The organism is Ruegeria pomeroyi DSS-3 (genome assembly GCF_000011965.2).
GTDB classification, from domain to species: domain Bacteria; phylum Pseudomonadota; class Alphaproteobacteria; order Rhodobacterales; family Rhodobacteraceae; genus Ruegeria_B; species Ruegeria_B pomeroyi.
Map to the genome: position 1 here is coordinate 280,092 of NC_003911.12, position 24,862 is coordinate 304,953.

30 protein-coding genes, 1 tRNA gene and 1 riboswitch are annotated in these 24,862 nt (G+C 65.4%); of the genes, 15 read left to right on the plus strand and 16 right to left on the minus strand.

Going from position 1 to position 24,862, the window contains the following annotated elements; genetic code table 11:
• Window positions 1-600, minus strand: coding sequence for a cob(I)yrinic acid a,c-diamide adenosyltransferase (cobO, locus tag SPO_RS01335; RefSeq protein WP_011046024.1), 600 nt, complete (start codon window positions 598-600; stop codon window positions 1-3).
• Between the two features lie 56 nt (window positions 601-656).
• Entirely contained in the window at window positions 657-1,595 is a 939-nt protein-coding gene (locus tag SPO_RS01340; RefSeq protein ID WP_044027793.1) for a DMT family transporter, read from the minus strand.
• Between the two features lie 103 nt (window positions 1,596-1,698).
• Here SPO_RS01340 and SPO_RS01345 point away from each other — a divergent pair, with 103 nt between their 5' ends.
• Window positions 1,699-3,030, plus strand: a complete 1,332-nt coding sequence (locus tag SPO_RS01345; protein ID WP_011046026.1) for a CoA transferase — start codon at window positions 1,699-1,701, stop codon at window positions 3,028-3,030.
• On the opposite strand, the gene SPO_RS01350 is transcribed toward SPO_RS01345, so the two are convergent.
• The 4 genes from SPO_RS01350 to SPO_RS01365 all read right to left on the minus strand — a co-directional run bounded on the left by SPO_RS01350 (window position 3,031) and on the right by SPO_RS01365 (window position 6,308).
• Window positions 3,031-3,972 (minus strand): AEC family transporter, encoded by a 942-nt coding sequence (locus SPO_RS01350; protein ID WP_011046027.1) that lies wholly within the window; start codon window positions 3,970-3,972, stop codon window positions 3,031-3,033.
• Complete coding sequence (locus tag SPO_RS01355; RefSeq protein ID WP_144083943.1) at window positions 3,969-4,631, minus strand: HD domain-containing protein; 663 nt, start codon at window positions 4,629-4,631, stop codon at window positions 3,969-3,971. Before SPO_RS01355 ends, SPO_RS01350 begins: the two co-directional genes overlap by 4 nt.
• Window positions 4,615-5,715, minus strand: coding sequence for a chorismate synthase (aroC, locus tag SPO_RS01360; protein WP_011046029.1), 1,101 nt, complete (start codon window positions 5,713-5,715; stop codon window positions 4,615-4,617). The genes SPO_RS01355 and aroC overlap by 17 nt, the downstream gene beginning before the upstream one ends.
• A gap of 152 nt (window positions 5,716-5,867) precedes the next feature.
• Window positions 5,868-6,308, minus strand: a complete 441-nt coding sequence (locus tag SPO_RS01365; RefSeq protein WP_011046030.1) for a 6,7-dimethyl-8-ribityllumazine synthase — start codon at window positions 6,306-6,308, stop codon at window positions 5,868-5,870.
• 77 nt (window positions 6,309-6,385) lie between these two features.
• Window positions 6,386-6,538: riboswitch (FMN riboswitch) on the minus strand.
• Window positions 6,539-6,599: 61 nt separating this feature from the next.
• On the opposite strand from SPO_RS01365, the gene SPO_RS01370 reads away from it, so the two are divergent.
• From SPO_RS01370 to SPO_RS01405, 8 genes are all read left to right on the plus strand, one after another.
• Complete coding sequence (locus tag SPO_RS01370) at window positions 6,600-7,214, plus strand: FMN-binding negative transcriptional regulator (protein WP_011046031.1); 615 nt, start codon at window positions 6,600-6,602, stop codon at window positions 7,212-7,214.
• Window positions 7,215-7,291: 77 nt separating this feature from the next.
• On the plus strand, window positions 7,292-7,903 hold the full coding sequence (locus tag SPO_RS01375) for a glutathione S-transferase (RefSeq protein WP_011046032.1): 612 nt from the start codon (window positions 7,292-7,294) through the stop codon (window positions 7,901-7,903).
• A gap of 202 nt (window positions 7,904-8,105) precedes the next feature.
• The gene (petA, locus tag SPO_RS01380; protein WP_011046033.1) at window positions 8,106-8,669 is read left to right on the plus strand and encodes a ubiquinol-cytochrome c reductase iron-sulfur subunit; all 564 of its coding nucleotides are present in this window, start codon (window positions 8,106-8,108) and stop codon (window positions 8,667-8,669) included.
• Between the two features lie 12 nt (window positions 8,670-8,681).
• Window positions 8,682-10,010, plus strand: a complete 1,329-nt coding sequence (gene petB, locus SPO_RS01385) for a cytochrome b (protein WP_011046034.1) — start codon at window positions 8,682-8,684, stop codon at window positions 10,008-10,010.
• An 18-nt stretch (window positions 10,011-10,028) separates the two neighbouring features.
• Window positions 10,029-10,892, plus strand: a complete 864-nt coding sequence (locus SPO_RS01390; RefSeq protein ID WP_011046035.1) for a cytochrome c1 — start codon at window positions 10,029-10,031, stop codon at window positions 10,890-10,892.
• Window positions 10,893-11,114: 222 nt separating this feature from the next.
• Window positions 11,115-11,369 (plus strand): PepSY domain-containing protein, encoded by a 255-nt coding sequence (locus tag SPO_RS01395; protein WP_044027794.1) that lies wholly within the window; start codon window positions 11,115-11,117, stop codon window positions 11,367-11,369.
• 6 nt (window positions 11,370-11,375) lie between these two features.
• Complete coding sequence (locus SPO_RS01400; RefSeq protein WP_011046037.1) at window positions 11,376-11,942, plus strand: cytochrome b/b6 domain-containing protein; 567 nt, start codon at window positions 11,376-11,378, stop codon at window positions 11,940-11,942.
• On the plus strand, window positions 11,939-12,460 hold the full coding sequence (locus SPO_RS01405; RefSeq protein WP_044027795.1) for a helix-turn-helix transcriptional regulator: 522 nt from the start codon (window positions 11,939-11,941) through the stop codon (window positions 12,458-12,460). Before SPO_RS01400 ends, SPO_RS01405 begins: the two co-directional genes overlap by 4 nt.
• Window positions 12,461-12,539: 79 nt before the next feature.
• Here SPO_RS01405 and mtaB read toward each other — a convergent pair whose 3' ends face one another.
• Complete coding sequence (gene mtaB, locus SPO_RS01410) at window positions 12,540-13,796, minus strand: tRNA (N(6)-L-threonylcarbamoyladenosine(37)-C(2))-methylthiotransferase MtaB (RefSeq protein WP_011046039.1); 1,257 nt, start codon at window positions 13,794-13,796, stop codon at window positions 12,540-12,542.
• A complete protein-coding gene (dapF, locus tag SPO_RS01415; protein WP_044028925.1) occupies window positions 13,793-14,632 on the minus strand; it encodes a diaminopimelate epimerase in 840 nt (279 codons plus the stop codon). Before dapF ends, mtaB begins: the two co-directional genes overlap by 4 nt.
• Window positions 14,633-14,842: 210 nt before the next feature.
• On the opposite strand from dapF, the gene SPO_RS01420 reads away from it, so the two are divergent.
• A tRNA-Lys gene (locus tag SPO_RS01420) sits at window positions 14,843-14,918 on the plus strand.
• Between the two features lie 440 nt (window positions 14,919-15,358).
• Here the strand turns inward: SPO_RS01420 and SPO_RS01425 are convergent.
• From SPO_RS01425 to SPO_RS01460, 8 genes are all read right to left on the minus strand, one after another.
• On the minus strand, window positions 15,359-15,832 hold the full coding sequence (locus SPO_RS01425) for a YHS domain-containing (seleno)protein (protein ID WP_011046042.1): 474 nt from the start codon (window positions 15,830-15,832) through the stop codon (window positions 15,359-15,361).
• Window positions 15,833-16,012: 180 nt separating this feature from the next.
• Complete coding sequence (locus tag SPO_RS01430) at window positions 16,013-16,288, minus strand: hypothetical protein (RefSeq protein WP_011046043.1); 276 nt, start codon at window positions 16,286-16,288, stop codon at window positions 16,013-16,015.
• Window positions 16,285-16,896 carry a glycerol-3-phosphate 1-O-acyltransferase PlsY gene (gene plsY / locus SPO_RS01435; protein ID WP_011046044.1) on the minus strand — a complete coding sequence of 204 codons (612 nt, stop codon included), beginning with the start codon at window positions 16,894-16,896 and terminating at the stop codon, window positions 16,285-16,287. The genes SPO_RS01430 and plsY overlap by 4 nt, the downstream gene beginning before the upstream one ends.
• Window positions 16,896-18,185, minus strand: a complete 1,290-nt coding sequence (gene pyrC, locus SPO_RS01440; protein WP_011046045.1) for a dihydroorotase — start codon at window positions 18,183-18,185, stop codon at window positions 16,896-16,898. The genes plsY and pyrC overlap by 1 nt, the downstream gene beginning before the upstream one ends.
• A complete protein-coding gene (locus SPO_RS01445) occupies window positions 18,182-18,568 on the minus strand; it encodes a hypothetical protein (protein WP_011046046.1) in 387 nt (128 codons plus the stop codon). The genes pyrC and SPO_RS01445 overlap by 4 nt, the downstream gene beginning before the upstream one ends.
• The gene (locus SPO_RS01450) at window positions 18,553-19,077 is read right to left on the minus strand and encodes a hypothetical protein (RefSeq protein WP_011046047.1); all 525 of its coding nucleotides are present in this window, start codon (window positions 19,075-19,077) and stop codon (window positions 18,553-18,555) included. Before SPO_RS01450 ends, SPO_RS01445 begins: the two co-directional genes overlap by 16 nt.
• Window positions 19,074-20,009: an aspartate carbamoyltransferase catalytic subunit gene (locus SPO_RS01455; protein ID WP_011046048.1), complete on the minus strand. Its 936-nt coding sequence runs from the start codon at window positions 20,007-20,009 to the stop codon at window positions 19,074-19,076. The genes SPO_RS01450 and SPO_RS01455 overlap by 4 nt, the downstream gene beginning before the upstream one ends.
• A gap of 71 nt (window positions 20,010-20,080) precedes the next feature.
• The gene (locus tag SPO_RS01460; RefSeq protein WP_044027797.1) at window positions 20,081-20,674 is read right to left on the minus strand and encodes a hypothetical protein; all 594 of its coding nucleotides are present in this window, start codon (window positions 20,672-20,674) and stop codon (window positions 20,081-20,083) included.
• A gap of 80 nt (window positions 20,675-20,754) precedes the next feature.
• Between SPO_RS01460 and SPO_RS01465 the strand changes: the two genes are divergently transcribed.
• The 5 genes from SPO_RS01465 (at window position 20,755) to SPO_RS01485 (ending at window position 24,857) form a co-directional block, all read left to right on the plus strand.
• Complete coding sequence (locus tag SPO_RS01465) at window positions 20,755-21,540, plus strand: uracil-DNA glycosylase (protein ID WP_011046049.1); 786 nt, start codon at window positions 20,755-20,757, stop codon at window positions 21,538-21,540.
• On the plus strand, window positions 21,540-22,139 hold the full coding sequence (locus SPO_RS01470) for a metallophosphoesterase family protein (RefSeq protein WP_011046050.1): 600 nt from the start codon (window positions 21,540-21,542) through the stop codon (window positions 22,137-22,139). Before SPO_RS01465 ends, SPO_RS01470 begins: the two co-directional genes overlap by 1 nt.
• Complete coding sequence (locus SPO_RS01475; RefSeq protein ID WP_011046051.1) at window positions 22,136-22,756, plus strand: LysE family translocator; 621 nt, start codon at window positions 22,136-22,138, stop codon at window positions 22,754-22,756. Before SPO_RS01470 ends, SPO_RS01475 begins: the two co-directional genes overlap by 4 nt.
• A 4-nt stretch (window positions 22,757-22,760) precedes the next feature.
• A complete protein-coding gene (moaB, locus tag SPO_RS01480) occupies window positions 22,761-23,303 on the plus strand; it encodes a molybdenum cofactor biosynthesis protein B (RefSeq protein ID WP_011046052.1) in 543 nt (180 codons plus the stop codon).
• Window positions 23,304-23,399: 96 nt separating this feature from the next.
• On the plus strand, window positions 23,400-24,857 hold the full coding sequence (locus tag SPO_RS01485; RefSeq protein WP_011046053.1) for an efflux RND transporter periplasmic adaptor subunit: 1,458 nt from the start codon (window positions 23,400-23,402) through the stop codon (window positions 24,855-24,857).
• Window positions 24,858-24,862: the final 5 nt, after the last annotated feature.

Here is a 24,862-nt window from a genome sequence, read left to right on the forward strand (position 1 = left end):
TCAGAAATCCACGCCGCGTTGCGCCTTGATCCCGGCCTCGAACGGGTGTTTCTCGACCGTCATCTCGGTCACCAGATCGGCATAGTCGCGCAGCGCCTGCGGTGCGTCGCGCCCCGTCAGGAACACGCTGGTGCGGTCCGAGCGCGCCTGAAGCCCGTCGAGTACCGTATCGACCGAGAGGTATTCATAGCGCAGCGCGATATTGATCTCGTCGAGCACCACGAGGTCGTAGTCGCCGCTTTCCATCAGCTCGCGCGCCTTGCCAAAGGCGGCTGTGGCGGCGGCGATGTCGCGGTCGCGATCCTGGGTGTCCCAGGTGAAGCCCTCGCCCATCGTGTGCCAGGTCACCAGGTTGTGTTCCTCGAAAAAGCGGCGCTCGCCGGTCTTCCACTTGCCCTTGATGAACTGGACCACGGCAACCTTTTGCCCCCAGCCGAGCGCGCGGATCACCACGCCGAAGGCGGCCGAGGATTTGCCCTTGCCTTTGCCGGTATTGATCAGCACCAGCCCGCGGCCGGGGTCGACCGCCTCGGAGACTTTCTTGCGGTGTTCGGCCTGTACGGCCTTCATCTTTTCCTTGTGGTCCTGCGCGTCGGTCATTTGTGTTCCTTTCCCGGTTGCGCGCTACCCTAGGGCGTGGCGCGGAAAGGTAAAGGTCAGCCTTTGGGGTCGGTGACCGAGCGGGCCTTGCCGCGCTCCAACCCAAGCTGCCGCTCACGCCAGATCACCACCACGTTGCCCGCGATCACCAGCATGGCGCCGGCCAGCATGACCAGCGTCGGCCATTCGTCGAACCAGATGTAGCCGATGATGATGGCGAACAGCATCGAGGCATAGTCGTATGGCGCCAGCATCGAGGCCTGGCCAAAGCGGTAGGAGGAGGTGACGAGGATCTGCGCCACCCCGCCCACCAATCCGGTCAGGATCAGGATCGCCGCCTGTTCCGGGGTCGGTGTGACCCAGCCGAAGAACGCGGTCAGTCCCGACAGCAGCGTCGCCGTCAGCGAGAAGTAGAACACGATGGCCGCGGCATGATCGACCTGCACCAGTTGCCGGATATGGATCTGGACAAAGGCGCGGGCGACCGTGGCCGCCAGCACGCAGAGCGCGCCGATGGTGGCCGCCTGATCCAGCGAGGCGCCGGTGCCCAGACGCGGCCAGAGCATGATCAGAACCCCGAGCAGCCCTAGCGCCACAGCGCCGATACGCACCAGCCGTATCGTCTCGCCCAGCATCAGCGCCGCCAGAATCAGGGTAAAGATCGGGGTGGCATAGCCGATGGCTGTGACCTCGGGCAGGGGAAGCAGGCCCAGACCGGTGAAGGTCAGCCCCATGGCACCGGTTCCCAGTACTCCGCGCCAGAAATGGCCCATCGGTTTCTTGACGATCAGGCCCTGACGCAATTCACCCCGCGCCAGCAGCCACAGGATGATCACCGGAATGGCAAAGAGCGAGCGAAAGAACACCATTTCTCCGGCCGGAAAATCGGCGGACAGCACCTTGATCAATGCGGACATCGAGGTGAACAGAACCAACGCGCCAAGCTTGAGCGAGACGGCCAGAATCGGTCGATGCGATGTTAAGGGTTTGGCCATGGCGCGACCCTGCGCCTTTGCCCGGGAAAGATCAATTGCTTGATTATTGGTAACGGTAACGGCCATTGTGCAAACGCAGAAACAAGTCTGGGAGTCTGCCGTCATGGATCAGATCGCAAGCGCCTTTGGCCCGCAGGGTTTTGACGTTCAGGGTGAGGGCACGTGGCCGTCCCGGTTCGCGGTGACCGATCTGGCAACCCGCTGCTTTGGTGCGGTGGGCGCGGCGCTGGGCGCGGTGATTGAGGCCAGGGGTCTTGGCCCGCGTCCGGCGATCAGTGTCGACAGGCGTTTGGCCTCGCTGTGGTATTCCTGGTCGATCCATCCGCAGGGTTGGCAGATGCCCGGCGCCTGGGATGCGATTGCTGGCGACTATGCGGCGGCGGATGGCTGGATCAAGCTGCATACCAACGCGCCCCATCACCGCGCGGCGGCGCTCTCGGTGCTGGGATGTGGGGCCGAGCGCGCAACGGTGGCCGAGGCAGTGCGCGGCTGGCAGGCCGATACGTTGGAAGCGGCCATTGTCGGTGCGGGCGGAGCAGCGGCGGCGATGCGCAGCCGGGCGGCCTGGCTGGCGCATCCGCAGGGGGCGGCGGTGGCGGCGGAACCGCTGGTGCATTGGGCGACGCGCGCGGGCGTCTTACGCGATTTCGGCGGCACGCGGGCGCGGCCGCTGGCGGGGCTGAGGGTGCTCGACCTGACGCGGGTGCTGGCAGGGCCGGTGGCGACGCGGACGCTGGCCGGATACGGGGCCGAGGTGCTGCGCATCGACCCGCCAAGCTGGTCGGAACCGGGGGTGGTGCCGGATGTGACGCTAGGCAAGACCTGCGCCCATCTGGATTTGAAACAGGCCGCCGACCGGGCCCGGTTCGAGGCGCTGCTGGCGGGGGCGGATGTGCTAGTGCATGGCTATCGGCCCGGCGCGCTGGATGCGCTGTGTTCGCCCGAACGGCGCTTGGCGCTGGCGCCGAACCTGATCGAGGTGAGCCTTTGCGCCTATGGCTGGACCGGGCCCTGGGCCGGGCGGCGCGGATTTGATTCGCTGGTGCAGATGAGTTGCGGCATAGCCGAGGCGGGCATGGGCTGGGCCGGGGCCGACCAGCCGCATCCGCTGCCGGTGCAGGCGCTGGACCATGCGACGGGGTATTTGATGGCGGCGGCGGTCCTGACGGCGCTGGCACGGGCGGCCCGGGGGGAGGGCGTGTCTGCGGCGCGGCTGTCGCTGGCGCGCACGGCGGAGCTGCTTTGCGGCCTAGAGACGGGTGAGGAGGGTCCGGCGATTACCGGCTCCACCCCCGAAGACCTGTCGGATTGGGACGAGCAGACATCTTGGGGCCCGGCGCGACGGCTGAAACCGGCTCTGAGCGTCGAGGGGGCGGAGATGCGCTGGGACAGTGCGGCTTGCGAGCTGGGATCGTCGCCTGCCGCCTGGCGCTGATCAGGTCAGCCACCAGAGCAGGCCGGAGAGGGTAAAGAAGGCCAGCGTCGTTGCCGTGAGCAGGGCGATCGAGGCCATGCCCTCGTGCCCCAATTCCTGCGCAAGAACGGCGTAGATGCCGAACATCGGCATCGCCGCCGACAGGATCAACGCGGTGCCCATGTCGGGATCAAGCGGCAGGCCGATAGCGGCGACCAGGATGACCGCCAGAAGGGCCAGCGCCGGGTGCAGCAGCAGTTTCAGCGCCGAGATCTGTACGGCATGCCAGCGGCTGCCTTTCCAGCTGAGCCCGGCCAGAGAGCCGCCGATCACCACAAGCGCCAGCGCCGAGGCGGAGGCGGCCAGCATCTGCATCAGCCGGGTCACGGTCTGCGGCACGGGCACACCGGCGAGGCTGACCGCGAGGCCCAGCAGCAGACCGATCACCATCGGGCGCTTCAGAACGCCCCAGAGGATGCCCGCGATCCGCTGGCCGATGCCGCCCTGACCGCGTCCACGCGCCATGTCCGTCAGGATCAGGCAGGCGGGGATGATCAGCACGTTTTCGACCAGCATGTTCAGCGCCAGGATCACGCCCGCCAGATCGGGAAAGGTGAGCAGCATCACCGGATAGCCGACAAAGCCGGAATTGGGGCAGGAACTGCCCATCACCGCCACGGCGCGGCGGCGGGCCTCGGTGCCCGTGAGCGTGAACCACAGATAGCTGAGCGCGACAGTGGCAAGGCCGGCGGCGGCAAAGGCCAGCATATAGCCGGGGTGGAACACCTCGGCCACGTCGCGGCTGGCCACCGCGTTGAAGAGGAGCGCGGGCAGGGCGATATCCATCACGTAGCGGCCCAGAACCCGCATATCGGCACTGCTGAACCAACCCTGTCGGACCACCAGAAACCCGACCGCAAGTGCGGCGTAGATCGGGAAGGTGATGGTCAGGATCTGGCTCATCCCCGCGTCCAGCCTTCGGGCAGGGGGGTGCCGATCTCGGCCGCGAAATCGTCGAGGAAGCGCAGCATCAGGGCGATGCGCGCCTCGGCCAGCGCCCGGCCCTTGTCGGTTAACATGCCTTGCGGCAGCGACAGCAGCTTTACCCGCCAGTGATCGAGCGAATAGAGCGCATCGTCGGGCGTGCGGCGTTCACAGAAGGGATCGGCGGGATCATAAAGCGCCCGGCCCAGCGAGCCGGAGACCGAGAAGTTGCGCGCGATACCAATGGCGCCAAGCGCATCCAGCCGGTCGGCGTCGCGCAATATGCGCGCCTCCTCACTCTCGGGCGAGATCCCGGCGGAAAAGCTGTGCGCGGCGATGGCGTGGCCGGTGGCGGCGATCTGCGCCTCGTCAAAGCCCAAGTCGCGCAGGATCGGCGCGGCCTCGTCGGCCGAGCGGCGCGAGGCGGTGTGCCGGTCGGGCGCGTTCTTGGGCAGGTTCACCAGATCGTGCAGGTAGCTGGCGGCCAGCAGCACGTCCCGGTCTGCGCCGGGGCTGGCGATGGCCTGCACATTGACCCAGACCCGGTCCAGATGGGCGAGATCATGCGCCGGGTCGGTCGCCATGCGCTGGGCGACGATGCCGCGCAGCGCCTGATGCAGGTCAGCCGATATGGCCACGGTTGGCCCCGATCTGGCCCCGGTGCAAAAGCAGGTGGTCAAGGATCACGCAGGCCATCATGGCCTCGCCCACCGGCACGGCGCGGATGCCGACGCAGGGGTCGTGGCGGCCCTTGGTGATGATTTCGGTCTCTTCGCCGGACTTGGTGATGGTCTTGCGGGTGGTCAGGATGGACGATGTGGGTTTGACGGCAAAACGCACCACGATGTCCTGCCCGGTCGAAATGCCGCCTAGGATACCACCGGCGTGGTTCGAGCTGTATTGCGGACCGTTCTGGCCCATGAAGATCTCGTCGGCATTGGCCTCGCCGGTCAGTTCGGCGGCCGCCATGCCCTCGCCGATCTCGACGCCCTTGACGGCGTTGATCGACATCATCGCGGCGGCCAGATCGGTGTCGAGCTTGCCATAGACCGGCGCGCCGAGGCCCGCAGGCACGCCGCGCGCGACCACCTCGATCACCGCGCCGACCGAGCTGCCGGATTTGCGCAGCCCGTCGAGGTAATCTGCCCAGTCAGAGGCGGCCTGGGCGTCGGGCACCCAGAACGGGTTCTGCTCGATCTGCGCCCAGTCGAAGCGGGCGCGGTCGATGCGGTGCGGTCCCATCTGCACCATGTAACCGGTGATCTGGGCATTGGGGGCCAGGGCGCGAATAGCCTCGCGCGCGAGGCCACCCGCTGCCACCCGGGCTGCGGTTTCACGGGCCGAGCTGCGGCCGCCGCCGCGATAGTCGCGGATGCCGTATTTCTGGAAATAGGTGATGTCGGCATGGCCGGGGCGGAACTTGTCCTTGATATCCCCGTAATCCTTGGACCGCTGGTCGGTGTTCTCGATCATCAGCTGTACCGGGGTGCCGGTGGTCTGGCCCTCGAACACGCCCGAGAGGATCTTGACCTCATCCGCTTCGCGGCGCTGGGTGGTGTATTTGTTCTGGCCGGGTTTGCGGCGGTCGAGCCAGTGCTGGATCATCGCCTCTTCGATGGGCACGCCGGGCGGGCAGCCGTCGACGGTGGCGCCAAGCGCGGGACCGTGGCTTTCACCCCAGGTGGTGACACGGAAGAGATGGCCAAAACTGTTCATCGACATGGGGGCGCTCCTTTGCGCGATGTGCTTAGCGGGGCGCGTCCCCGGCCTCAAGGGGTTTGCTGAGTGAAGGGGGGAAGGGGGCGCTGGCCCCCGCCTACAAAATTCGTCGAATTTTGTAGGCTCCCCCCGGAGTATTTGTGGTGGAATGAAGATCAGGCCGCTTGCGCCAGTTTCGAACGGGTCGCGGTGATCTGAAGCGCGGCGCGGGCGGCCTCGCGTCCCTTGTCCACGAAATGGGCGCGGAAGATGGCGTTGTGGTGATCGGTTTCCTGGTACTGGTGCGGGGTCAGCGAGACCGACAGGATCGGAACACCAGTATCGAGCCCCGCGCGCATCAGCCCGTCGACCACCGCCTGGGCGACGAAATCGTGCCGGTAGATGCCGCCGTCGACGACAAAGGCGGCGCAGGCCACGGCGGCATAGCGCCCGGTCTGGGCAAGGTCACGGGCGAGCAGCGGCATCTCGAACGCGCCGGGCACGTCGTAGACGTCGACCTGTTCCGGCGGGATGAGCTCGAGGAACCCCTCGAGCGCGCGATCGACGATATCGGCATGCCAGTTGGCCTTGATGAAGGCATAGCGGGTGTGTGTCATCGTAATCTCCTTGTGTTTTGACACGTCACCCAAGGCGATCACGAACGGACGAGCACACGCGGAGGCGTGGCCTGGCCGTGCGTTCTCTTTCATCCGGACTGTAACCGTCGGCTCTGGTCTCTCACCAGATCTGCTGACACCCCGGACGTGGGCCGGGGCCGCTCGCGGGCTGGCGGGATCAAGCCCCGCATACCGCCGGTGGGGAATTTCGCCCCGCCCTGAGAACGACACGGAGCTTGCCAAGGAGCGTTCGCCGCTGCAAGACGAAATCGGTGCAACAGGAGGGCCATCATGCATCCCAACCCGGCATTTCGCGGCGAAAGCGTGGCACGTAATCTGGAATTTGCCCGCGACCGGGGCTTTGGCGTGCTGGCCGTGGCGGTGGACGGCGCACCCCTGATCAGCCATGTGCCGTTTCTGGTGTCCGGCGATGGCAGCGAGGTCGAGTTGCATCTGGTGCGTTCCAACCCGATCGTGCAGGCACTCAAATCGCCGCTCCCGGCGCGGATCGCCGTAAGCGGGCCCGACGGATATATCTCGCCCGATTGGTACGGGGTGGCGGACCTGGTGCCGACCTGGAACTATGTCGCGGTGCATCTGGCGGGTGAGTTGGATCTGCGGCCCGAGAGCGAGTTGCCGGGCCTGCTGGACCGTCTCTCGGCCCGGTTCGAGAAGCAGCTCTTGCCCAAGCCCGCCTGGACCCGTGCCAAGATGACACCCGGTGCGTTTGATCGGATGTTGCGTATGATCGTGCCCTGCCGGATGCGTGTTTCAGATGTACAGGGCACCTGGAAGCTGGGGCAGAACAAGCCCGAGGCGGCGCGGATGGGTGCGGCCGAGGGGGTTGCGGCAAGCACCATCGGCACCGAGCTGGAAACGTTGGCCGTATTGATGCGGGGGGCTTGAACCCGGCAGCGCGCGGAATACCACTAAAGATGATCGCGGATCAGACCGCACGGACAAAGAAACAGGGAGAACATGCGATGAAGCTCTATTACAGCCCGACCTCGCCCTATGTGCGCAAGGTCATGGTCCTGCTGCACGAATCCGGGCAACTGGATGACGTAGACCTGGACACCGCCGGCGGCACGCCGCTTGCCCCGGCCGAAGCGCTGGTGGGCAAGAACCCCCTGGCCAAAGTGCCCGCGCTCGAGCGGCCCGATGGCCCGACCCTGTTCGACAGCCGGGTCATCTGTGCCTATCTGGATGCGCGGGGCGGGGCGGGGTTTTATCCCGATGGCGCCCGGCGCTGGGATGTGCTGACGCTGGAGGCCCTGGCCGACGGGATGCTGGATGCCGCCCTGCTGATAACATACGAGGCCCGGCTGCGCCCCGAGGACAAGCGCTGGGACAGCTGGACCGACAGCCAGTGGGACAAGATCGCCCGCGCTTGCAGCGCGCTGGAAGAGCGGTGGATGGCGCATCTGAGCGGCCCGCTCGACATGGGTCAGATCGCGGTGGGCTGCGCGCTGGGGTATCTGGACCTGCGGCATGATGCCCGTGGCTGGCGGGAGGGGCACCCGGCGCTGGCCGCCTGGTTCGCCGGCTTCGAATCGCGCCCCTCGATGATGGCAACCCGGCCTCCGGCAGGGTAACGGTGCCTGTTTCGGTATCAACGGGACTTGAAATTGTGTGACACCATGGCGACATGAATTGGGTTCTGCGGCGTCCTGCGCGCCTATGACCGCTGGACGAACCGATTTCTCCCGGATAGATACCCGCGTTGAGTCACCGTAGTTATCTGCGGTGCACATGCATGTTTGCCCGGACCCGGGCGCTGGAATCGGAGAAAACCTCGTGTCCCACGCAGAAGATCACGAAGGCACCCGCAGAGATTTCCTCTACTACGCCACGGCTGGCGCAGGTGTCGTAACCACCGGGGCCGCTGTCTGGCCGCTGGTCAACCAGATGAACCCGTCGGCGGATGTTCAGGCGCTGTCGTCGATTCGCGTTGACATCAGCGGTGTCGAGGTCGGCACCCAGATCAGCGTCAAGTTCCTGGGCAAGCCGGTGTTCATCCGCCGCCGCACCCAGGCCGAGATCGACGAAGCCCGCGCGGTCGATCTGTCCGATCTGATCGACAACGACTCCCGCAACCCCAACCTGAGTGGTGGCGGTGATGGCGGTGACGAAAACCGCTCGCTGGACGAAAACGGCGAATGGCTGGTGATGATGGGTGTCTGCACCCATCTGGGCTGTGTGCCGCTGGGCGACGGCGCCGGCGACTTCCACGGCTGGTTCTGCCCCTGCCACGGCTCGCACTACGATACCTCTGGCCGGATCCGCAAAGGTCCCGCGCCCGAGAACCTGCACATTCCGGTTGCAGAGTTCGTCGACGAAAACACCATCAAGCTGGGATAAGGAAGCGCGCTCATGGCCGGTATTCCGCACGACCATTACGAACCGAAGACGGGCGCAGAGAAGTGGCTGAACAGCCGCTTGCCCATCGTCGGCCTGATCTATGACACCATCATGATCCCCACCCCCAAGAACCTGAACTGGTGGTGGATCTGGGGCATCGTCCTGGCCTTCTGCCTGGCGCTGCAAATCGTCACCGGCATCGTGCTGGTGATGCATTACACGCCGCATGTCGACATGGCCTTTGCCAGCGTCGAGCATATCATGCGCAACGTGAACGGCGGCTATATGCTGCGGTATCTGCATGCAAACGGCGCCTCGCTGTTCTTTGTCGCCGTCTATATCCACATCTTCCGCGGCCTGTTCTACGGCTCGTACAAGGCCCCGCGCGAGATCACCTGGATCGTCGGCATGCTGATCTATCTCTGCATGATGGGCACCGCCTTCATGGGCTATGTGCTGCCGTGGGGACAGATGTCGTTCTGGGGCGCAACCGTGATCACTGGCCTGTTTGGCGCCATCCCCTTTGTGGGCGAGGCGATCCAGACCTGGCTGCTGGGCGGGCCCGCCGTGGACAATGCCACGCTGAACCGCTTCTTCTCGCTGCACTATCTGCTGCCCTTCGTCATCGCGGCGCTGGTCATCGTGCATATCTGGGCCTTCCACACCACCGGCAACAACAACCCCACGGGTGTTGAGGTGCGTCGCGGATCGAAGGCCGAGGCCGAGAAGGACACGCTGCCGTTCTGGCCCTATTTCGTGATCAAGGACCTGGTGGGGCTGGCCATCGTGCTGGTGATCTTCTGGGCGATCGTCGGCTTCATGCCGAACTATCTGGGCCATCCCGACAACTATATCGAGGCCAACGCGCTGGTGACGCCCGCGCATATCGTGCCCGAATGGTACTTCCTGCCGTTCTACGCCATCCTGCGTGCCTTCACCTCCGAAGTCTGGGTGGTGCAGATCGCCAGCTTTGTGACCGGCGGCATCATCGACGCCAAGTTCTTTGGCGTGCTGGCGATGTTCGGCGCGATCCTGGCCATGGCGCTGGCGCCCTGGCTCGACACCTCGTCGGTGCGTTCGGGCAAGTACCGTCCGATGTTCAAATGGTGGTTTTACCTGCTGATCATCGACTTCTTCGCCCTGATGTGGCTGGGCGCGATGCCAGCGGAAGAACCCTATGCATCCTTCTCGCTAATCGCTTCGGCCTATTGGTTCGGCTACTTCTTCGTGATCCTGCCCATCCTGGGCGTGATCGAGAAGCCGCTGCCGCAGCCGGCCACGATCGAGGAAGACTTCAACGCGCACTACGGCACGGCGTCTGACGCCACTCCGGCCGAGTAAGAAGAGGGACCGGAACTCATGTTCAAGAAACTTGCAATCGGTGCCGCTTTTGCCCTGGCGCTTGCTCCTGTCGCATCCCATGCGGCAGGTGGCGGTGAGCAGCATATCGAGGATTTCCAGTTCTCGTTCGAAGGCCCCTTTGGCACCTATGACCAGAACCAGCTGCAACGCGGCCTTCAGGTCTATACCGAGGTCTGCGCTGCCTGCCACGGCCTGAAATACGTGCCGCTGCGCACGCTGGGCGACGAGGGTGGCATCGGATGGACCGACGAACAGGTCCGCGCCTATGCCTCCGAGACCTTCTCGGTCTACGACCCGGAACTGGAAGACGATCGTCCGGCGATCCCGACCGATCACTTCCCGGCCAATACTGGCGCCGGCGCACCCGACCTTTCGCTGATGGCGAAGGCGCGGGCCGGCTTCCACGGTCCCTACGGCACCGGCGTAAACCAGCTGGTGCGCGGCATGGGCGGCCCGGAATACATCTTCTCGATCCTCACTGGCTACGAAGACCCGCCCGCCTGTGCGCCCGAGGAAATGGACGGCTATTACAACGTGGCCTTCGCCCCTGGCGGCTATCCGGACGAATGCAAGATTTTCGACGACGAAGGCGTCGAGATCGGCCGCAAGGCGCCGGGCTCTTGGATCTCCATGGCGCCGCCGATCTCGGATGAGCAGGTGGAGTTTGCAGATGGTCATGCCAACGACCTGCACCACATGTCGGCTGACGTGTCGGCCTTCCTGATGTGGGCGGCCGAGCCCAAGATGATGGCCCGCAAGCAGGCAGGTCTGGTCGGCGTGATCTTCCTGACCATTCTGGCCAGCATGCTGTACCTGACCAACAAGCGCCTCTGGGCGCCGCACAAGGGCAAGAAGCACTAAGCTGCTTTTGCACTTTGGTTTCGAAAACCCCCGCACCCCGGTGCGGGGGTTTTCTTTTGGCTTTTTTGGACGTGACTGCAGTTGCGGCGAGCGTTCAGACCCATCAGCAGGCGCTTATTTAGGCGCAGTAAGCCCCGTTCCCATGGCAGCGGGGCCGGGTGCATGGCCAGTTTCGGGACAGACGGCGGATGGTCCGCCTGTCGCAACTTCAGGAGATGTCCCATGAAACCCTTTGCCCTGATCGCCGCACTCGCCCTGGCCGCCAGTCCGGTTCTGGCCCTTGATCTCACCACCGACACCCAGCTGGGCAGCACCCCGGACGAGATCCGCACCAGCCTGAAAGACCTGGGCTACGACGTCCGCAAGATCGAGGACGAGGACGGCAAGATCGAGGCCTATGTGGTCAAGGACGGCAAGATGGCCGAGGTCTATGTCGACCCCAAGACCGGCAAGATCAGCAAGATCGAGATGGAGTGACGACGGATGGCCGGGACTCCGGGTGGGCGTGAAGGCGCCCGCGAGATTCGCGTCTGGGATCCGCTGGTGCGGCTGACGCATTGGGGGGTGGCGCTGGGCGTGCTGGTCAACAGTGCGCTGACCGATCCCGATGGTGCACTGCACGAGCAGGTCGGCTATGGCGTGCTGGCGCTGGTTGTGCTGCGGCTCTTGTGGTGTATCGTTGGGCCGAAACCGGCGCGCTTCTCCGCCTTCCCACCCAGCCCCGCTGCTGCGCTGGGGCACCTTCGGGCGATGCTGCGGGGCGAGCGCAAGGTTCACCTGTCGCATAATCCCCTGGGGGCGTTGATGGTCTATAACCTGTGGCTGACTTTGCTGGCGCTGAGCGCCACGGGCATCATGATGGGCACGGTCACGTTCTTTGGCGTCGACTGGGTCGAAGAGCTGCACGAGGCTGCCTTTGGCTGGCTGATGTTCTCGGTGGCACTGCATGTGGGCGGTGTGCTGTTTGACCAATGGCGCACCGGCGTACCGCTGGCCCGCGCGATGGTGACAGGGCGCAAGCGGATACAAGCGGAACGGCTGGACGGATGACCCCATGGCTCCGCCCCCTGATGCGGCCCGGCGACGCGGATGAGCGCCGGGCCGCGATCCTGGCCTGGATGATCGTGTTGCAGGCCCTGTGCGCCCTGTTCTTCATCGGTGATGTGCTGGCCGATCTGCGCGCCGGGAATGACGACACGGGCACCCACCTTTGGCTGGAGGGGAGCGTGGCGCTGGTTCTGTGCATCGGGCTGGGCGTGCTGATGTACGAGCTGCGCCAGTTGCTGATGCGGATGGAACGCGTCACCACCACCCTGCGCGCGGCACGAGGCGAGATGGCCGAGGTGATCGAGGGCTTCTTTGCCGATTGGGGGCTGACACCTGCGGAGCGCGATGTGGCGCTGATGATCCTCAAGGGGCTGGACAATGACAGCATTGCCACCGTCCGGGGAAGGGCTGCCGGAACTGTGCGGGCGCAATCGGCGGCGATCTATGCAAAGGCGGGGGTCGATGGGCGGACCCAGTTCCTCAGCCTGTTCATGGAAGAGCTGCTGGCTGATCCGGATTAGGGAAGGGGCGCTGCCCCTCTTGCCCTGCGGGCAATTCACCCCGGAGTATTTCTGACCAGAAAGAAGCCCAAGGGCGCTGTCACGCGGTCAGCGCGTTGCCTGAGGTGCCGGTTATCGTGGTGGTAACGATCTGGCCTTCGGGCTGGGGCGTGTCGAAATGCACTTCGGTGAATTGCTCGGTGCGGCCCATGTGCGGGCTTTCCATCAGGATGCGGTGGCTGCGGCCGACCTGTTCGGCAAGGTGCAGCGCCACGCGCCTGTCGCCTGCGGCGCGCAGGCGGGCGGCGCGCTCCTTGATGATCTTGCCGTTCACCTGGCTGGGGATTTTGGCGGCGGGCGTGCCCTCGCGCCGGGAATAGGGGAAGACATGTAGCCAGGTCAGGTGGCAGTCATCGACCAGCTTCAGCGAGTTCTCGAAATGCGCCTCGGTCTCGGTCGGGAAACCGGCGATGATATCGGCGCCGAAGGTCATCTCGGGGCGCAGGCGGCGGGCCTCTTCGGCAAAGCGGATGGCGTCGTCGCGCAGGTGGCGGCGCTTCATCCGTTTCAGGATCAGGTCGTCGCCATGTTGCAGGCTGAGATGCAGATGCGGCATCAGGCGGGGTTCGGTGGCGATGCCCTGCATCAGGTTCTCGTCCACCTCGATCGAGTCGATGGAGCTGATCCTGAGGCGCGGCAGGTCGGGCACCAGCCGCAGGATGCGCATCACCAGATCGCCCAGTTTCGGTTGTGCGGGCAGATCGGCGCCCCAGGAGGTGAGGTCGACTCCGGTCAGCACCACCTCGTTATAGCCGCGATCCACCAGCCGCTTGATCTGGTCCACCACCACGCCCGCCGGAACGCTGCGCGAATTGCCGCGGCCATAGGGAATGATGCAGAAGGTGCAGCGGTGATCGCAGCCGTTCTGCACCTGCACATAGGCGCGGGAACGGGTGCCGAAGCCGTCGATCAGGTGACCGGCGGTTTCGGTCACGCTCATGATGTCGTCGACCTGCACCGCCTCGGTCTCGCCGATGAAATCGGCGGTCATGCTCTTCCAGGTTTCGGGCCGCATCTTTTCGGTGTTGCCGATCACCGCGTCGACCTCTGCCATGGCGGTGAAAGTCTCGGGCTCGGTCTGGGCGGCGCAGCCGGTGACGATCAGCCGCGCGGTGGGGTTCTCGCGGCGCAGGCGACGGATTTCCTGACGGGCTTTGCGCACGGCCTCGGCGGTGACGGCGCAGGTGTTGACGATGACGGCATTATCCAGCCCGGCCTGGGCGGACAGTTCCTTCATCGCTTCCGTCTCATAGGCGTTGAGGCGGCAGCCGAGCGTGGTGAACTTGGGCGCGCTCATCCCAGGCTGGCCAGGAATTCGGGCGTCAGCGTGGCGCTGAACACATGCATGGTGGGGCCGGTCATCCAGACGCCGTCCTCGCGCCAGTCGATCCAGATGGTTCCGCCGTCGAGGTCGATCTGCACCTTGCGCCCCGTCAGGCCCCGGCGTGCGGCGGCCACGGCCGTGGCGCAGGAAGAGGAGCCGGAGGCCAGGGTGATGCCGACGCCACGCTCCCACACCCGCATGCGAATACGGTCGGGGCCGGTGATTTGCGCCACCTGCAGATTGGTACGCTGCGGATAGAGCGGGTGATGCTCGTAGCGCGCACCGAACTCTGCCAGCGGAATCGCCTCGGCATCCGCAACGAAAAAGGTGCAATGCGGGTTGCCCATGCCGGTGGCGGTCGGGCCACCCTCGATCGGCAGTTCCAACGTATCCATCTCTTCGGCCAGCGGGATCTCGTGCCACAAAAGTTGCGGCGCGCCCATGTTGACCGAGGTTAGCCCATCGCCCGCGTCGCGCGCATATAGATCGCCACGGTCGGTGGTCAGGTGCAACTCGGTCTTGCCGGTCTCGTCCATCAGATGCCGTGCAATACAGCGGGTGGCATTGCCACAGGCGGCCGAGGTCGAACCGTCGGCATTGTAAAACACCAGATGGGCATCGCCCTTGCCCGGCTCGATCACTGCCAGCTGATCGAAGCCCACGCCGAGATGGCGATGCGCGATTCCCCGGGCCAGCGCCCCGGTAATGCGCACCGGATGCAAGCGCGCATCGACAACGACAAAATCGTTGCCCAGCCCGTGCATCTTCATGAAGGTCATACCGGTACTCTGCTGTGTCATGGCGGGCATATAACGCTGCGGGAACACTTAATCCAGCCTGCCGCGCGGTTTCGGCAAAAAAGGGGGTTGACCCCCCTTTGCCACCTGCCTAATTAGGCCGCCTATCGGGTCGCCGGACACGCCGGAAACGAAAGCGACGCGAGGTGCAAATAAGCTCTTGAACCTCATCGGTGAATTGGCTTAGAGAGCGCCACGGGTCGAAAGACCGGACAAGAGAGTGGGCCGTTAGCTCAGTTGGTAGAGCAACTGACTTTTAATCAGTGGGTCGCAGGTTCGAATCCTGCACGGCTCACCACTTCTCATAAACTATCCTTTCCCTGCTTGGGTCTAGTGTTGGATTTGACGAACCTCTTGGGAAGGTTCGCCAAATTGCGCTTGCCATTGGGGCAGGCGATCAGTTTCTCAATCCCTGAATCGTTCATGCCTATGCGACCAGCTGCGCAATCGCCTCTCTCGTGCGATTGCCACAAATGCACCGCTGGGCAGCGATCGAGATCATGTTCAGCGGGCTGAAGGAGTGGCGACCGGCCGCAACTCGATACGATAGATGCCCAAAGGTCTTCCTCTCAGCAAGCGTGCCGGCTGCAACCGTCCTTTACCGGCCGAGAGTCCTGGTCCTGTAGCGGCCTCAATCCAGTGCCGGATATGGGCTGACACACCGGGAATGGTTGCCCCTGCCCGAACGGAAAACGGCGGCAGATCGCTCTGCCGCCGTTCTCACTTTCTGGGGCGAACTCAGTTTTGCAGTTCGGCCGGGGCCTTGTCGGCGATGTCGGTCCAGTTGGCGTTGGCCTTCACGATGAAACCGGGGACGTCCTCTTCCCACTTGGCCTGGATCTCGTCGGACAGGTTCAGGTACAGCTTGTCGTCGACGATCTTCCAGTTGTCCGGGTCGCCATCAAATTTGAAGCCCATCGCGGCGCCAAAGGCGCAGTAACCGCCATAAGCCGGCAGATAGGCTTCCGGGTTCGCCTCGAACGTCGCCTTGTTCTCGGCGTTGGCAAAGCGATAGGTAGCATCATCATAGACCGCGGTGATCTTCCAGTCGCCTTCAGTGGCTTCGCCCACGGTGAAATAGGCCACCGGGTCATAGCCTTGCAGTGCCAGACCGGTCGAGCTGGCGTTCAGGTCGACACCGGCTGCCATGGCCGAACCGGCCAGCGTCAGCGACAGGGCGACGCCGCCGATGAAGGATTTGAGAGTGTTCATTCTAAGTGCCTTTCGCGTTGTTGGGCCCTTGGCGATTGATGCGCGATAGGGTCCCTTTGATCCCGCACGGCGTAATTGCACCGTGGTGACCCCGATTTGGGTGGTGGGTCGTTCACGTTCAAAGCAACTCTTTTTGACCGGTCGTGTTGATCTGGTGAGCGGTCACGGGTCGGCCCGTGATCAGGCCTGTTTCCCCTCGGGGCGCAACTCGCTCAGAAAGGCCAGCACCTTGGCCAGTGGCATTTCGCAGGGGGCCAGGCGCGGGGCTTGGGCCAGCTCGTAGAGGTTGAGGCTGATGTAATCGGTGCCACCCAGCTCGGTCGCGACAAGCTTGATGGATCTGCCGCTCGCGTATGCGGATTTGGACACGGCATAACGCCGCCCACCGGACAGGCCGATTGTGGTGCCTAGCGGCCAGTCCCGCAATCGGGCGAGCGCAAGTTCCTGAAGGTTCAAGCCGATTTCTGACCGATCTTGGGTTCGGTGCGGGCCTTTAGCCGCGCGATATTGGCCCGGTGGCGCCAGAACACCATCAGCGTCAGAACGATGCCTAGCACAAAGCCCGCGCCCTGATCAAGAAGTACCAGCCAGAACGTCGAGCTGGCCGCCGCCACCAGTGCCCCCATGGACGAGATCCGCGTCACCGCCGCCCCCGCCAGCCAGCTCAGGCAACAGGCGACCCCGACGGGCCAGGCCAGTGCCAGCCAGAGGCCCAGAAAGGTCGCAACCCCCTTGCCGCCCTTGAACCCCAGCCAGATGGGATAGCAATGGCCGACAAACGCCGCCAGCGCCGCCACCTGCGCTGCGTCCTCTCCGGCAAAGGCGCGCGCCAGCAGCACCGCGACGGCGCCCTTGCCGCCATCTAGCAGCAAGGTCAGCGCCGCCGCCCCCTTGTTGCCGGTGCGCAGTACATTGGTGGTGCCGATATTGCCCGAGCCGATCTGGCGCAGATCCCCCATCCCCATCGCGCGGGTCAGGATCAGGCCAAAAGGGATGGACCCCAGGCCATAACCGATCACGGCCCAGAGGATCAGCATCATCGCCGGTGTGTCGAAAGCGGGCATCAGTCTCTCCGGTAAACGGCCTGTCCGGCCACATAGGTCGCCAGCACCCTACCTTGCATTCGCTGGCCGTCAAACGGGGTGTTCTGCGATTTCGATTTCAGCGTGAACCGGTCCAGCACAAAGGGCACATCCGGGTCGAACAGCACCAGATCGGCGGGCGCGCCCGCGCCCAGCCGCCCCGACGCCAGCCCCAGCCGCCGCGCCGGGTTCAGCGCCATGGCGCGGAACAGGGTGGGCAGATCCAGCTGCCCGGCATGATAGAGCCTGAGTGCCGCGGGCAGCAGCGTTTCCAGCGCCACCGCGCCGCTTGCGGCCTCTTCGAAGGGCAGCCGCTTGCTTTCCTCGTCCTGCGGTGTGTGCATGGAACTGATCGTGTCGATCAGGCCGGTGCGCACCGCCTCGATCACCGCCTGCCGGTCATCCTCGCTGCGCAGGGGCGGTTTGACCTTGAAAAAGGTGCGATAGCCCGACACATCCAGCTCGTTCAGGGTCAGATGGTGGATCGAGGTTCCGGCGGTGATGTCCAGCCCATTCTTCTTGGCGCGTTCCAGCGCGGGCAGGGCGCGTGCGGTGGTGATCTGGTCGGCGTGGTATTTCGCGCCCGTCATCTCCAGAAGGGCGATATCGCGATCCAGTCCCATCCGTTCCGCCATCGGCGAGACGGCGGGCAGGCCATAAAGCGCCGCGAACTTGCCGCTGGTGGCCGCCGCCCCCTCGCTCAGCCCCGGGTCCTGCGGATGGGCGATGACCAGCGCGCCGCAGGATTTGGCATAGGTCAGAGCGCGGGAAAACACCTTGGTATTGGTGACCACATGGTCGCAATCGGTGAAGGCCACCGCGCCTGCATCCAGCAGGAACCCGATCTCGGTCATCTCGCGGCCCTGCCGTCCCTTGGTCAGCGCCGCCATCGGCAGCACGTTGACCGGCGTATCGGCCTGTGCCCGGCGGGTGACGAATTCCAGCGCCTCGGGCGTGTCGATGGCCGGATTGGTGTCGGGCCGGGTGATGATGGTGGTGACACCGCCCGCCGCCGCCGCCTGTCCTGCCGACTTGTAGCTCTCCTTGTGGCGCTCGCCCGGCTCGCCAACCTTGACCCCGATATCGACGATACCGGGGGCCAGGCATTTGCCGCCGCAATCGAGGGTTTCGGCAGGCGGCTCCTCCAGCCCTTGCGGGCTGTCCTCGCCGGTTGCCACGATCCGGCCCCCAGTGACACGCAACCAGCCGATCCGGTCGGTGCCGGCCTCGGGATCGATCAGCCGGGCATTGGTGAAAAGGATGTTGCTCATGTCATCGCCCTTTCGATGGCGGCCTTGGTGGCGGCCGGATCCGCCTGGTACTTGATCAGGTGCTTGTCACCGCCCTTGGTAATCACCTGCACATAGCTGCCCATGGTGCGCACAATCTCGATCTGGCTGAGCGGCACGCGGGGGCCGGGCCCGCTGAGCGTGTCCTCGGAGATCTCCCAGACCACCGCCAGTTCCTCGGACGCCAGATACCAGCCGCGCAGGGCAATCGCGGCCAGACCCGCAGGGGCGCCGGTCCAGATATAGGGATTGCCCAATGCCCAGAGCACCGCCATGGCGCCGCCCATGGCGATTGCCGCCATCCACGTGTGGTTGCGCAGATAGGCCTGCCGGTCTGCAACAAAGCGGATCACAGGATCAGCCATGCGAGCCCCGCGATGATCAGTGACATGATGATGGCAAACATGGTGAAGCCGATATTGCGTGCCTTGCGCCGTGCCTCGCGCGGAGAAAGGCGGGGCGCGGAATGGGGCAGGGCGCTGGCGGTCTTTATCAGGGTGCCGGACCAATCGGTCCCGGCCTCGCGATAGGTGCCGATCAGCGTCATCACCGCGGGCAGCGGCAGGTCCAGCGCCCGCCCGCCAAAGGCCCGGCTGCGCAGCATCAGCACCCAGCCGGTGCGCGCCCGCAGCGCGGCACGGTCGAACTGGTCCTCGGGCACGCCCAACCCCTCGGCCAGATACCCGTCAAGGCCAAGTTCTTCGAGATCAGCAACCGGAAAGACCTCGACATGATCCATGTCGAGCGTCTCGACCCCAAGGAACTGCGCCACCGCGCCCGGCTCTTGCAGGAACCGCGCCTCCTCGGGCCGCATGTCGAGGGAATAGAGCCGGATCACGCCGTGTTCGGTTGCGGAAACGTCAAGCCGGGTCATGTGGCCTCTCGCAGGTTGCGGGCCAGCAGCTCCATCGCGGCCATGCGCACGGCGACACCCATTTCCACCTGTTCCTGGATCACCGAGCGGTTGATATCGTCGGCCAGTGTTCCGTCGATCTCGACCCCCCGGTTCATCGGGCCGGGATGCATCACAATGGCATCTGGCTTGGCCAGCCCCAGCTTCTCGCGATCCAGCCCGTAACGGTGGTAATACTCGCGTTCGGACGGGATGAAACCGCCATCCATCCGCTCGCGCTGAAGGCGCAGCATCATCACTACATCGACGTCCTTCAACCCCTCGCGCATGTCGTCATAGACCTCGGCGCCGAACTCGGCGAACTGGGCGGGAACCAGCGTCGGCGGGCCGATCAGGCGGATGCGGTTTTCCATCTTGCCCAGCAGGATCAGGTTCGAGCGGGCCACGCGGCTGTGCGCGATGTCACCACAGATGGCGATGTTCAGCCGGTGCAGCCGCCCCTTGGCCCGGCGGATCGTCAGCGCATCCAAGAGCGCCTGTGTCGGATGTTCGTGCCGCCCGTCGCCCGCGTTCAGCACCGCGCAATTGACCTTCTGCGCCAGCAGGTCCACAGCGCCCGAATGCGGATGCCGCACCACCAGCAGGTCGGGATGCATGGCGTTCAGCGTCATCGCGGTGTCGATCAGGGTCTCGCCCTTCTTGATCGAGCTGGCCTGCATCGACATGTTCATCACATCCGCGCCCAGCCGCTTGCCCGCCAGTTCGAAACTGGCCTGCGTCCGGGTGGAGTTTTCAAAGAACATGTTGATCTGGGTCAGCCCCGACAGCACGTCGGAATGCTTGGCCGATTGCCGGTTCAGGGCCACATAGGTCTCGGCCAGGTCCAGGATGGCGGTGATATCGGCGGGAGACAGCTGTTCGATGCCAAGCAGGTGTCGGTGGGCAAATGACATGGGCGGCTCCGGTCAGGCGATTGCGCCGCTTATAGAAAGCGTGCGGGCCGGGGGCAATACGGCCCTTCGCCTCATTCGACCGGGGCGCAGCCGCCCTCGGGCAGGCAGATCTCGCCCGGTTTGCACCATTTTCCCTGCCCGCAATCGACAGCCTTGAGTGGGACACAGCCCCGTTCGGCCGAGCATTTGAAGCCGGGGCGGCATTGCGATCCGGTCTCTTCGCACAGATACCAGCCGACACGGCTGCACCCGCCGCCGGGCAGGCATTGGGTGCCTGCCGGGCAGACCCGCCCATCCTTGCAGGGTGTGTTTATGGGGAGGTCCAGATCGCGCGTGGTGGCGGGAACGCATCTGCCGCTGGCGGTGCAGGTCATGCCGGGGCCGCAGGTCAGGCCGGTCTGGCACCTGCCTGTGTCCCTGGGCGCGCATTGGGTACCACCCGCCACACATTGCTCGAACGGGCCGCACGAGCGACCACCGCCGCAATAGGTCGCGCCCAGCGGGATGCAGTAGCCGTCCCAGGAGCAGGTCTGCGCCCCCGAACAACAGCTTGTCGCGCCACACCGCAAGGTTCCGGGCGGGCAATCGCCGGTCGCGGCGCTCGCGGAAACCGCGGCGCAGAGCCAGAGCAGAACGGACAACAGCAAGAGGTGGACGCGGGACATGACCCCATGCTCGACCCCGTCGCGCGGGCTGTCCAGCCCAATCCGCTTTCCCTTGCCGCAGGGAAGGTTAGATTGGGGGCATGGAATCGGCACTTGACCCTCATACCGCGCTGGCCCTGCTGCAATGGCAGGTCGAACTGGGCGTGACCGAGACGATCCTGGATGCGCCGCTGGATCGCTATGCGCTGCCGGAAACCGCGCCGCGCCCGCCCGCGCAGGCCGCTGCCGATCCGCGCCGCCCGGCTATGCCCGCCCCGCCCCCAAAGGCACCCGAAGTCGATCCGGCGCAAGAGGCTGTCCGCGCCGCGCGCGCGGTGGGCTCGCTTGACGCGCTGCGCACGGCATTGGCCGAGTTTGAACATTGCGAGCTGAAGCGCGGCGCCCGTAACCTGGTCTTTGCCGATGGCGTGCCCGGCGCGCGGGTGATGATCATCGGCGAGGCGCCGGGCCGCGACGAGGACCGCGAGGGGCGGCCCTTTGTCGGGCGGGCCGGACAGTTGCTGGACCGGATGCTGGCGGCGATCGGCCTCAGCCGGTCGGAAAGCGTCTATATCACCAACGTCCTGCCCTGGCGGCCCCCGCAGAACCGCGACCCGCTGCCGGTGGAAATCGGCATGATGAAACCGTTTCTGGAACGGCATGTGGCATTGGCCAAGCCCGAGGTGCTGGTGCTGATGGGCAATATCAGCTGCGAGACGGTGCTGGGCCGGCGCGGCATCACCCGGTTGCGCGGGCAATGGACCCAAGCCATGGGCCTGCCGGTGCTGCCGATGTTTCACCCGGCCTATCTGCTGCGTCAGCCGCAGATGAAGCGGCAGGCCTGGGCCGATCTGCTGGAACTTCAGGCAAAACTGAGAGAGTCGTGATGCGCATTCTGGCCTTTTCCGATCTGCACATGGCGCGCGCCCGGGCCGCCGATCTGGTCGCCGCCAGTCTTGAGGCCGATCTGGTCATCGGGGCGGGTGATTATTGCAACGGGCGTCAGGGGCTGGATCAGGCGATGGCGATGCTGGCCGGGATCATGGTGCCGCTGGTGCTGGTACCCGGCAATGCCGAAAGTGCTGATGAACTGCGCGCCGCCGCCCCCGACGGCGCCCATGTGCTGCATGGCTCTGGCGTGCGCATCGACGGGTTGCGCCTGTTCGGTCTGGGATATGGCGTGCCGCCCACCCCCTTTGGCGACTGGTCCTGTGACCTGACCGAGGGGGCGGCGGCCGAATTGCTCGACCGCTGCACAGGTGCCGATATCCTGATCACCCATTCGCCGCCCAAGGGGATCGGCGATGTGACCTCGACCGGGCTTTCGGTCGGATCAACCGAAATCCGCGACGCCATCGAACGGGTGCAGCCCAGGCTGGCGCTGTGCGGTCACATTCATGACAGTTGGGGCGCCGAGGGCATGATCGGGCGCAGCCGGGTCGTCAATCTTGGTCCCACCGTAAACTGGTTCGAGGTGCCGGCATGATCGACCCTGTCACCCTTTTGACGTTTGTTCCCGCGGCACTTGCGCTGAACCTGACACCGGGGGCCGACATGATGTTCTGCCTCGGGCAGGGGCTGCGCGCGGGTCCGCGCGCGGGCTGGGCCGCCAGCGCCGGTATCTCGGCGGGCGGCATGGTACATGTCTCGATCGCGGGACTGGGTCTGGGCGCGGCGGTGCAGGCGATGCCCTGGCTGTTCGACGTGATCCGCTGGGTCGGGGTCGCCTATCTGCTGTGGCTGGCCTGGGGCGCGCTGCGGCAGGAGTTCGGTACCTCCGAGGCGCCGATCCGGCCCGCGCGCCGCGCCTTTCGCGACGGGATGCTGGTCAACCTCACCAATCCCAAGGTGATCCTGTTCGTGCTTGCCTTTATCCCGCAGTTCATCGACCCGGCTGCCGGGCCGATCCTGGCCCAGTTCCTGGTCTTTGGCGTGGTGATCGCGATTGGCGGGTTCATCGTCAACGGCATGGTGGGGCAGTTCGCCGGGGGCTTGGGCCGTCGCCTGACCGGCGATCCGCGGCTTGGCCGCGTGCTGAGCCGTCTTACCGCCGGAATCTTCGCTGCGCTGGCGCTGCGGCTTGCCCTGTTAGAGAGGACCTGACCCCTTGTCCCGCATCGACGAAAGCCTCGATTTCATTCCGGTCCGCATCGCGGTGCTCACCGTATCCGATACCCGCTCGATCGAGGAGGACCGTTCGGGCCAGACGCTGGTCGACCGGATCGCGCGGGCGGGTCATCTGCTGGCCGACCGCCGCATCGTTCGCGACGAGCGCGCCCAGATCGCCGATCAGCTGCGGGCCTGGGTTGCAGATCCAGAGATCGACGTGATCATCTCGACCGGCGGCACCGGCCTGACCGGGCGCGATGTGACGGTCGAGGCCCATCGCGATGTTTATGAAAAAGAGATCGAGGCCTTTGCCACCGTCTTTACCCTGATCTCGATGGAAAAGATCGGCACCTCGGCGGTGCAGTCGCGCGCGACGGGGGGTGTGGCGGGGGGCACCTATCTGTTTGCACTGCCCGGCAGCCCCGGCGCCTGCAAGGATGCCTGGGATGGAATCCTGGAAAAACAGCTCGATTATCGGCACCGGCCCTGCAATTTCGTGGAAATAATGCCCAGATTGGACGAACATCTGCGACGGAAATAGCTTTGGACCCCGTTCAAGCACTTGGGGCTTGGCGATTTTCCACGTCCTGCTAGTTCTGTTACAGTGCGATCCTGAGCGAGCGGGGTGCGAAAACCGATGCGATTTCTGCGGCAGAGCCTTTTGGGCGTCTTTCTGGCCTCGGTGGCGCTTGCCCTGCTGATCTGGGCCGGTCAGCTGGTGATAGAGGCGGTACAGGCCAGGATGGCCGGTGACCGCAAGCCGCCGGCCGCGCGTGAACGGGTCTTTGCCGTCAATGTTCAACGCGCCGAATACGGTACCGTCACCCCGGTTCTCGAAGCCTTCGGTCAGATCCAAAGTCGGCGCACGCTGGAACTGCGCGCCGCGATGGGCGGGCGCGTGATCGACCTGTCGGACAATTTCGTCGAGGGCGGCACGGTCGCGATGGGCGAGGTGCTGGTGCGCATCGACCCGGCCAAGCCGCAGACCGAACTGGACCGCGCGCGATCCGACCTGATGGATGCCGAGGCCGAGGAACGCGATGCCGCAAGGGCGCTGATCCTGGCCGGTGACGAGTTGCAGGCCGCCGCGGATCAGTCGGCCTTGCGAGCCCAGGCGATGAAGCGGCAGCAGAACCTTGTCGAACGCGGTGTCGGCAGCGCCGCCGCCGCCGAGACCGCCGAACTGGCCGATGCCCAGGCCCGTCAGGCGGTGCTGGCGCGGCGCATCGCGGTGGCCCAGGCCGAAGCGCGCGTGGATCAGGCCGCGACCCGTCTGGCCCGTGCTCAACTGGCGCTGGAACAGGCCGAACGCGATCTGACTGAGACCGAGGTGACCGCCCGGTTCGACGGCACGCTCAGCGGTGTCACCCTGGTCGAGGGGCGGCTGGTGGCGGTGAACGAGAAACTGGCGGAACTGGTCGATGCCCGCGCGCTTGAGGTGGTGTTCCGCGTCTCGACCGCCCAGCATACGCGGCTGTTGGATGCGGCGGGCCGGCTGATCGGCGCGCCGGTCGAAATCGAACTGGATGTGGCCGGGGCCGATCTGACCGCCACCGGCACCATCAGCCGCGACAGCGCGGCGGCGGGCGAGGGGCAGTCGGGCCGGGTCATCTATGCCCGCCTCGATGCGGCTCCGGGATTCAAGCCCGGTGATTTCGTGACCGTCCGGGTCGAGGAACCGCCGCTGGCCGATGTGGTCCGCCTGCCGGCATCGGCGCTGGACGCAGCCGGCACGGTACTGGTTCTGGACAGTGAGGACCGGCTGGAGCAATTGCCGGTCACCCTGATCCGGCGGCAGGGTGACGCGGTCCTGATCCGGGGCGAGGGGCTGGCCGGGCGCGAGGTGGTGCTGGGCCGCACGCCGCTCTTGGGCCCCGGCATCCGGGTCCGCCCCCTGCGGGACGAGGCGCAGGCGGGCAGTCCCGATCTGTCGATGCTGGAGCTGAGTGACGAACGCCGCGCCCGGCTGGTGGCGTTGGTCGAGGCCAATGAGCGGATGCCCTCCGAAGTCAAGGCCAAGGTGCTGGGCCAGCTCGCCGAAACCCGCGTTCCCGCCAGGCTGGTGGCCCGGCTGGAAGACCGGGCCGGGGGCTGATCCGC

Coding starts and splice junctions, on each gene's coding strand:
- mtaB (WP_011046039.1), bottom strand. CDS start 13,796: ATGAGCGCGCCCAAGTTCACCACGCTCGGCTGCCGCCTCAACGCCTAT.
- SPO_RS01455 (WP_011046048.1), bottom strand. CDS start 20,009: ATGTCATTTGCCCACCGACACCTGCTTGGCATCGAACAGCTGTCTCCC.
- SPO_RS01450 (WP_011046047.1), bottom strand. CDS start 19,077: ATGACCCGGCTTGACGTTTCCGCAACCGAACACGGCGTGATCCGGCTC.
- SPO_RS01375 (WP_011046032.1), top strand. CDS start 7,292: ATGAAGCTCTATTACAGCCCGACCTCGCCCTATGTGCGCAAGGTCATG.
- SPO_RS01345 (WP_011046026.1), top strand. CDS start 1,699: ATGGATCAGATCGCAAGCGCCTTTGGCCCGCAGGGTTTTGACGTTCAG.
- plsY (WP_011046044.1), bottom strand. CDS start 16,896: ATGCCCGCTTTCGACACACCGGCGATGATGCTGATCCTCTGGGCCGTG.
- SPO_RS01395 (WP_044027794.1), top strand. CDS start 11,115: ATGAAACCCTTTGCCCTGATCGCCGCACTCGCCCTGGCCGCCAGTCCG.
- SPO_RS01465 (WP_011046049.1), top strand. CDS start 20,755: ATGGAATCGGCACTTGACCCTCATACCGCGCTGGCCCTGCTGCAATGG.
- SPO_RS01370 (WP_011046031.1), top strand. CDS start 6,600: ATGCATCCCAACCCGGCATTTCGCGGCGAAAGCGTGGCACGTAATCTG.
- SPO_RS01475 (WP_011046051.1), top strand. CDS start 22,136: ATGATCGACCCTGTCACCCTTTTGACGTTTGTTCCCGCGGCACTTGCG.
- cobO (WP_011046024.1), bottom strand. CDS start 600: ATGACCGACGCGCAGGACCACAAGGAAAAGATGAAGGCCGTACAGGCC.
- SPO_RS01365 (WP_011046030.1), bottom strand. CDS start 6,308: ATGACACACACCCGCTATGCCTTCATCAAGGCCAACTGGCATGCCGAT.
- SPO_RS01445 (WP_011046046.1), bottom strand. CDS start 18,568: ATGGCTGATCCTGTGATCCGCTTTGTTGCAGACCGGCAGGCCTATCTG.
- SPO_RS01425 (WP_011046042.1), bottom strand. CDS start 15,832: ATGAACACTCTCAAATCCTTCATCGGCGGCGTCGCCCTGTCGCTGACG.
- petB (WP_011046034.1), top strand. CDS start 8,682: ATGGCCGGTATTCCGCACGACCATTACGAACCGAAGACGGGCGCAGAG.
- SPO_RS01340 (WP_044027793.1), bottom strand. CDS start 1,595: ATGGCCAAACCCTTAACATCGCATCGACCGATTCTGGCCGTCTCGCTC.
- SPO_RS01400 (WP_011046037.1), top strand. CDS start 11,376: ATGGCCGGGACTCCGGGTGGGCGTGAAGGCGCCCGCGAGATTCGCGTC.
- pyrC (WP_011046045.1), bottom strand. CDS start 18,185: ATGAGCAACATCCTTTTCACCAATGCCCGGCTGATCGATCCCGAGGCC.
- SPO_RS01390 (WP_011046035.1), top strand. CDS start 10,029: ATGTTCAAGAAACTTGCAATCGGTGCCGCTTTTGCCCTGGCGCTTGCT.
- SPO_RS01485 (WP_011046053.1), top strand. CDS start 23,400: ATGCGATTTCTGCGGCAGAGCCTTTTGGGCGTCTTTCTGGCCTCGGTG.
- SPO_RS01350 (WP_011046027.1), bottom strand. CDS start 3,972: ATGAGCCAGATCCTGACCATCACCTTCCCGATCTACGCCGCACTTGCG.
- aroC (WP_011046029.1), bottom strand. CDS start 5,715: ATGTCGATGAACAGTTTTGGCCATCTCTTCCGTGTCACCACCTGGGGT.
- SPO_RS01405 (WP_044027795.1), top strand. CDS start 11,939: ATGACCCCATGGCTCCGCCCCCTGATGCGGCCCGGCGACGCGGATGAG.
- dapF (WP_044028925.1), bottom strand. CDS start 14,632: ATGCCCGCCATGACACAGCAGAGTACCGGTATGACCTTCATGAAGATG.
- SPO_RS01470 (WP_011046050.1), top strand. CDS start 21,540: ATGCGCATTCTGGCCTTTTCCGATCTGCACATGGCGCGCGCCCGGGCC.
- SPO_RS01460 (WP_044027797.1), bottom strand. CDS start 20,674: ATGTCCCGCGTCCACCTCTTGCTGTTGTCCGTTCTGCTCTGGCTCTGC.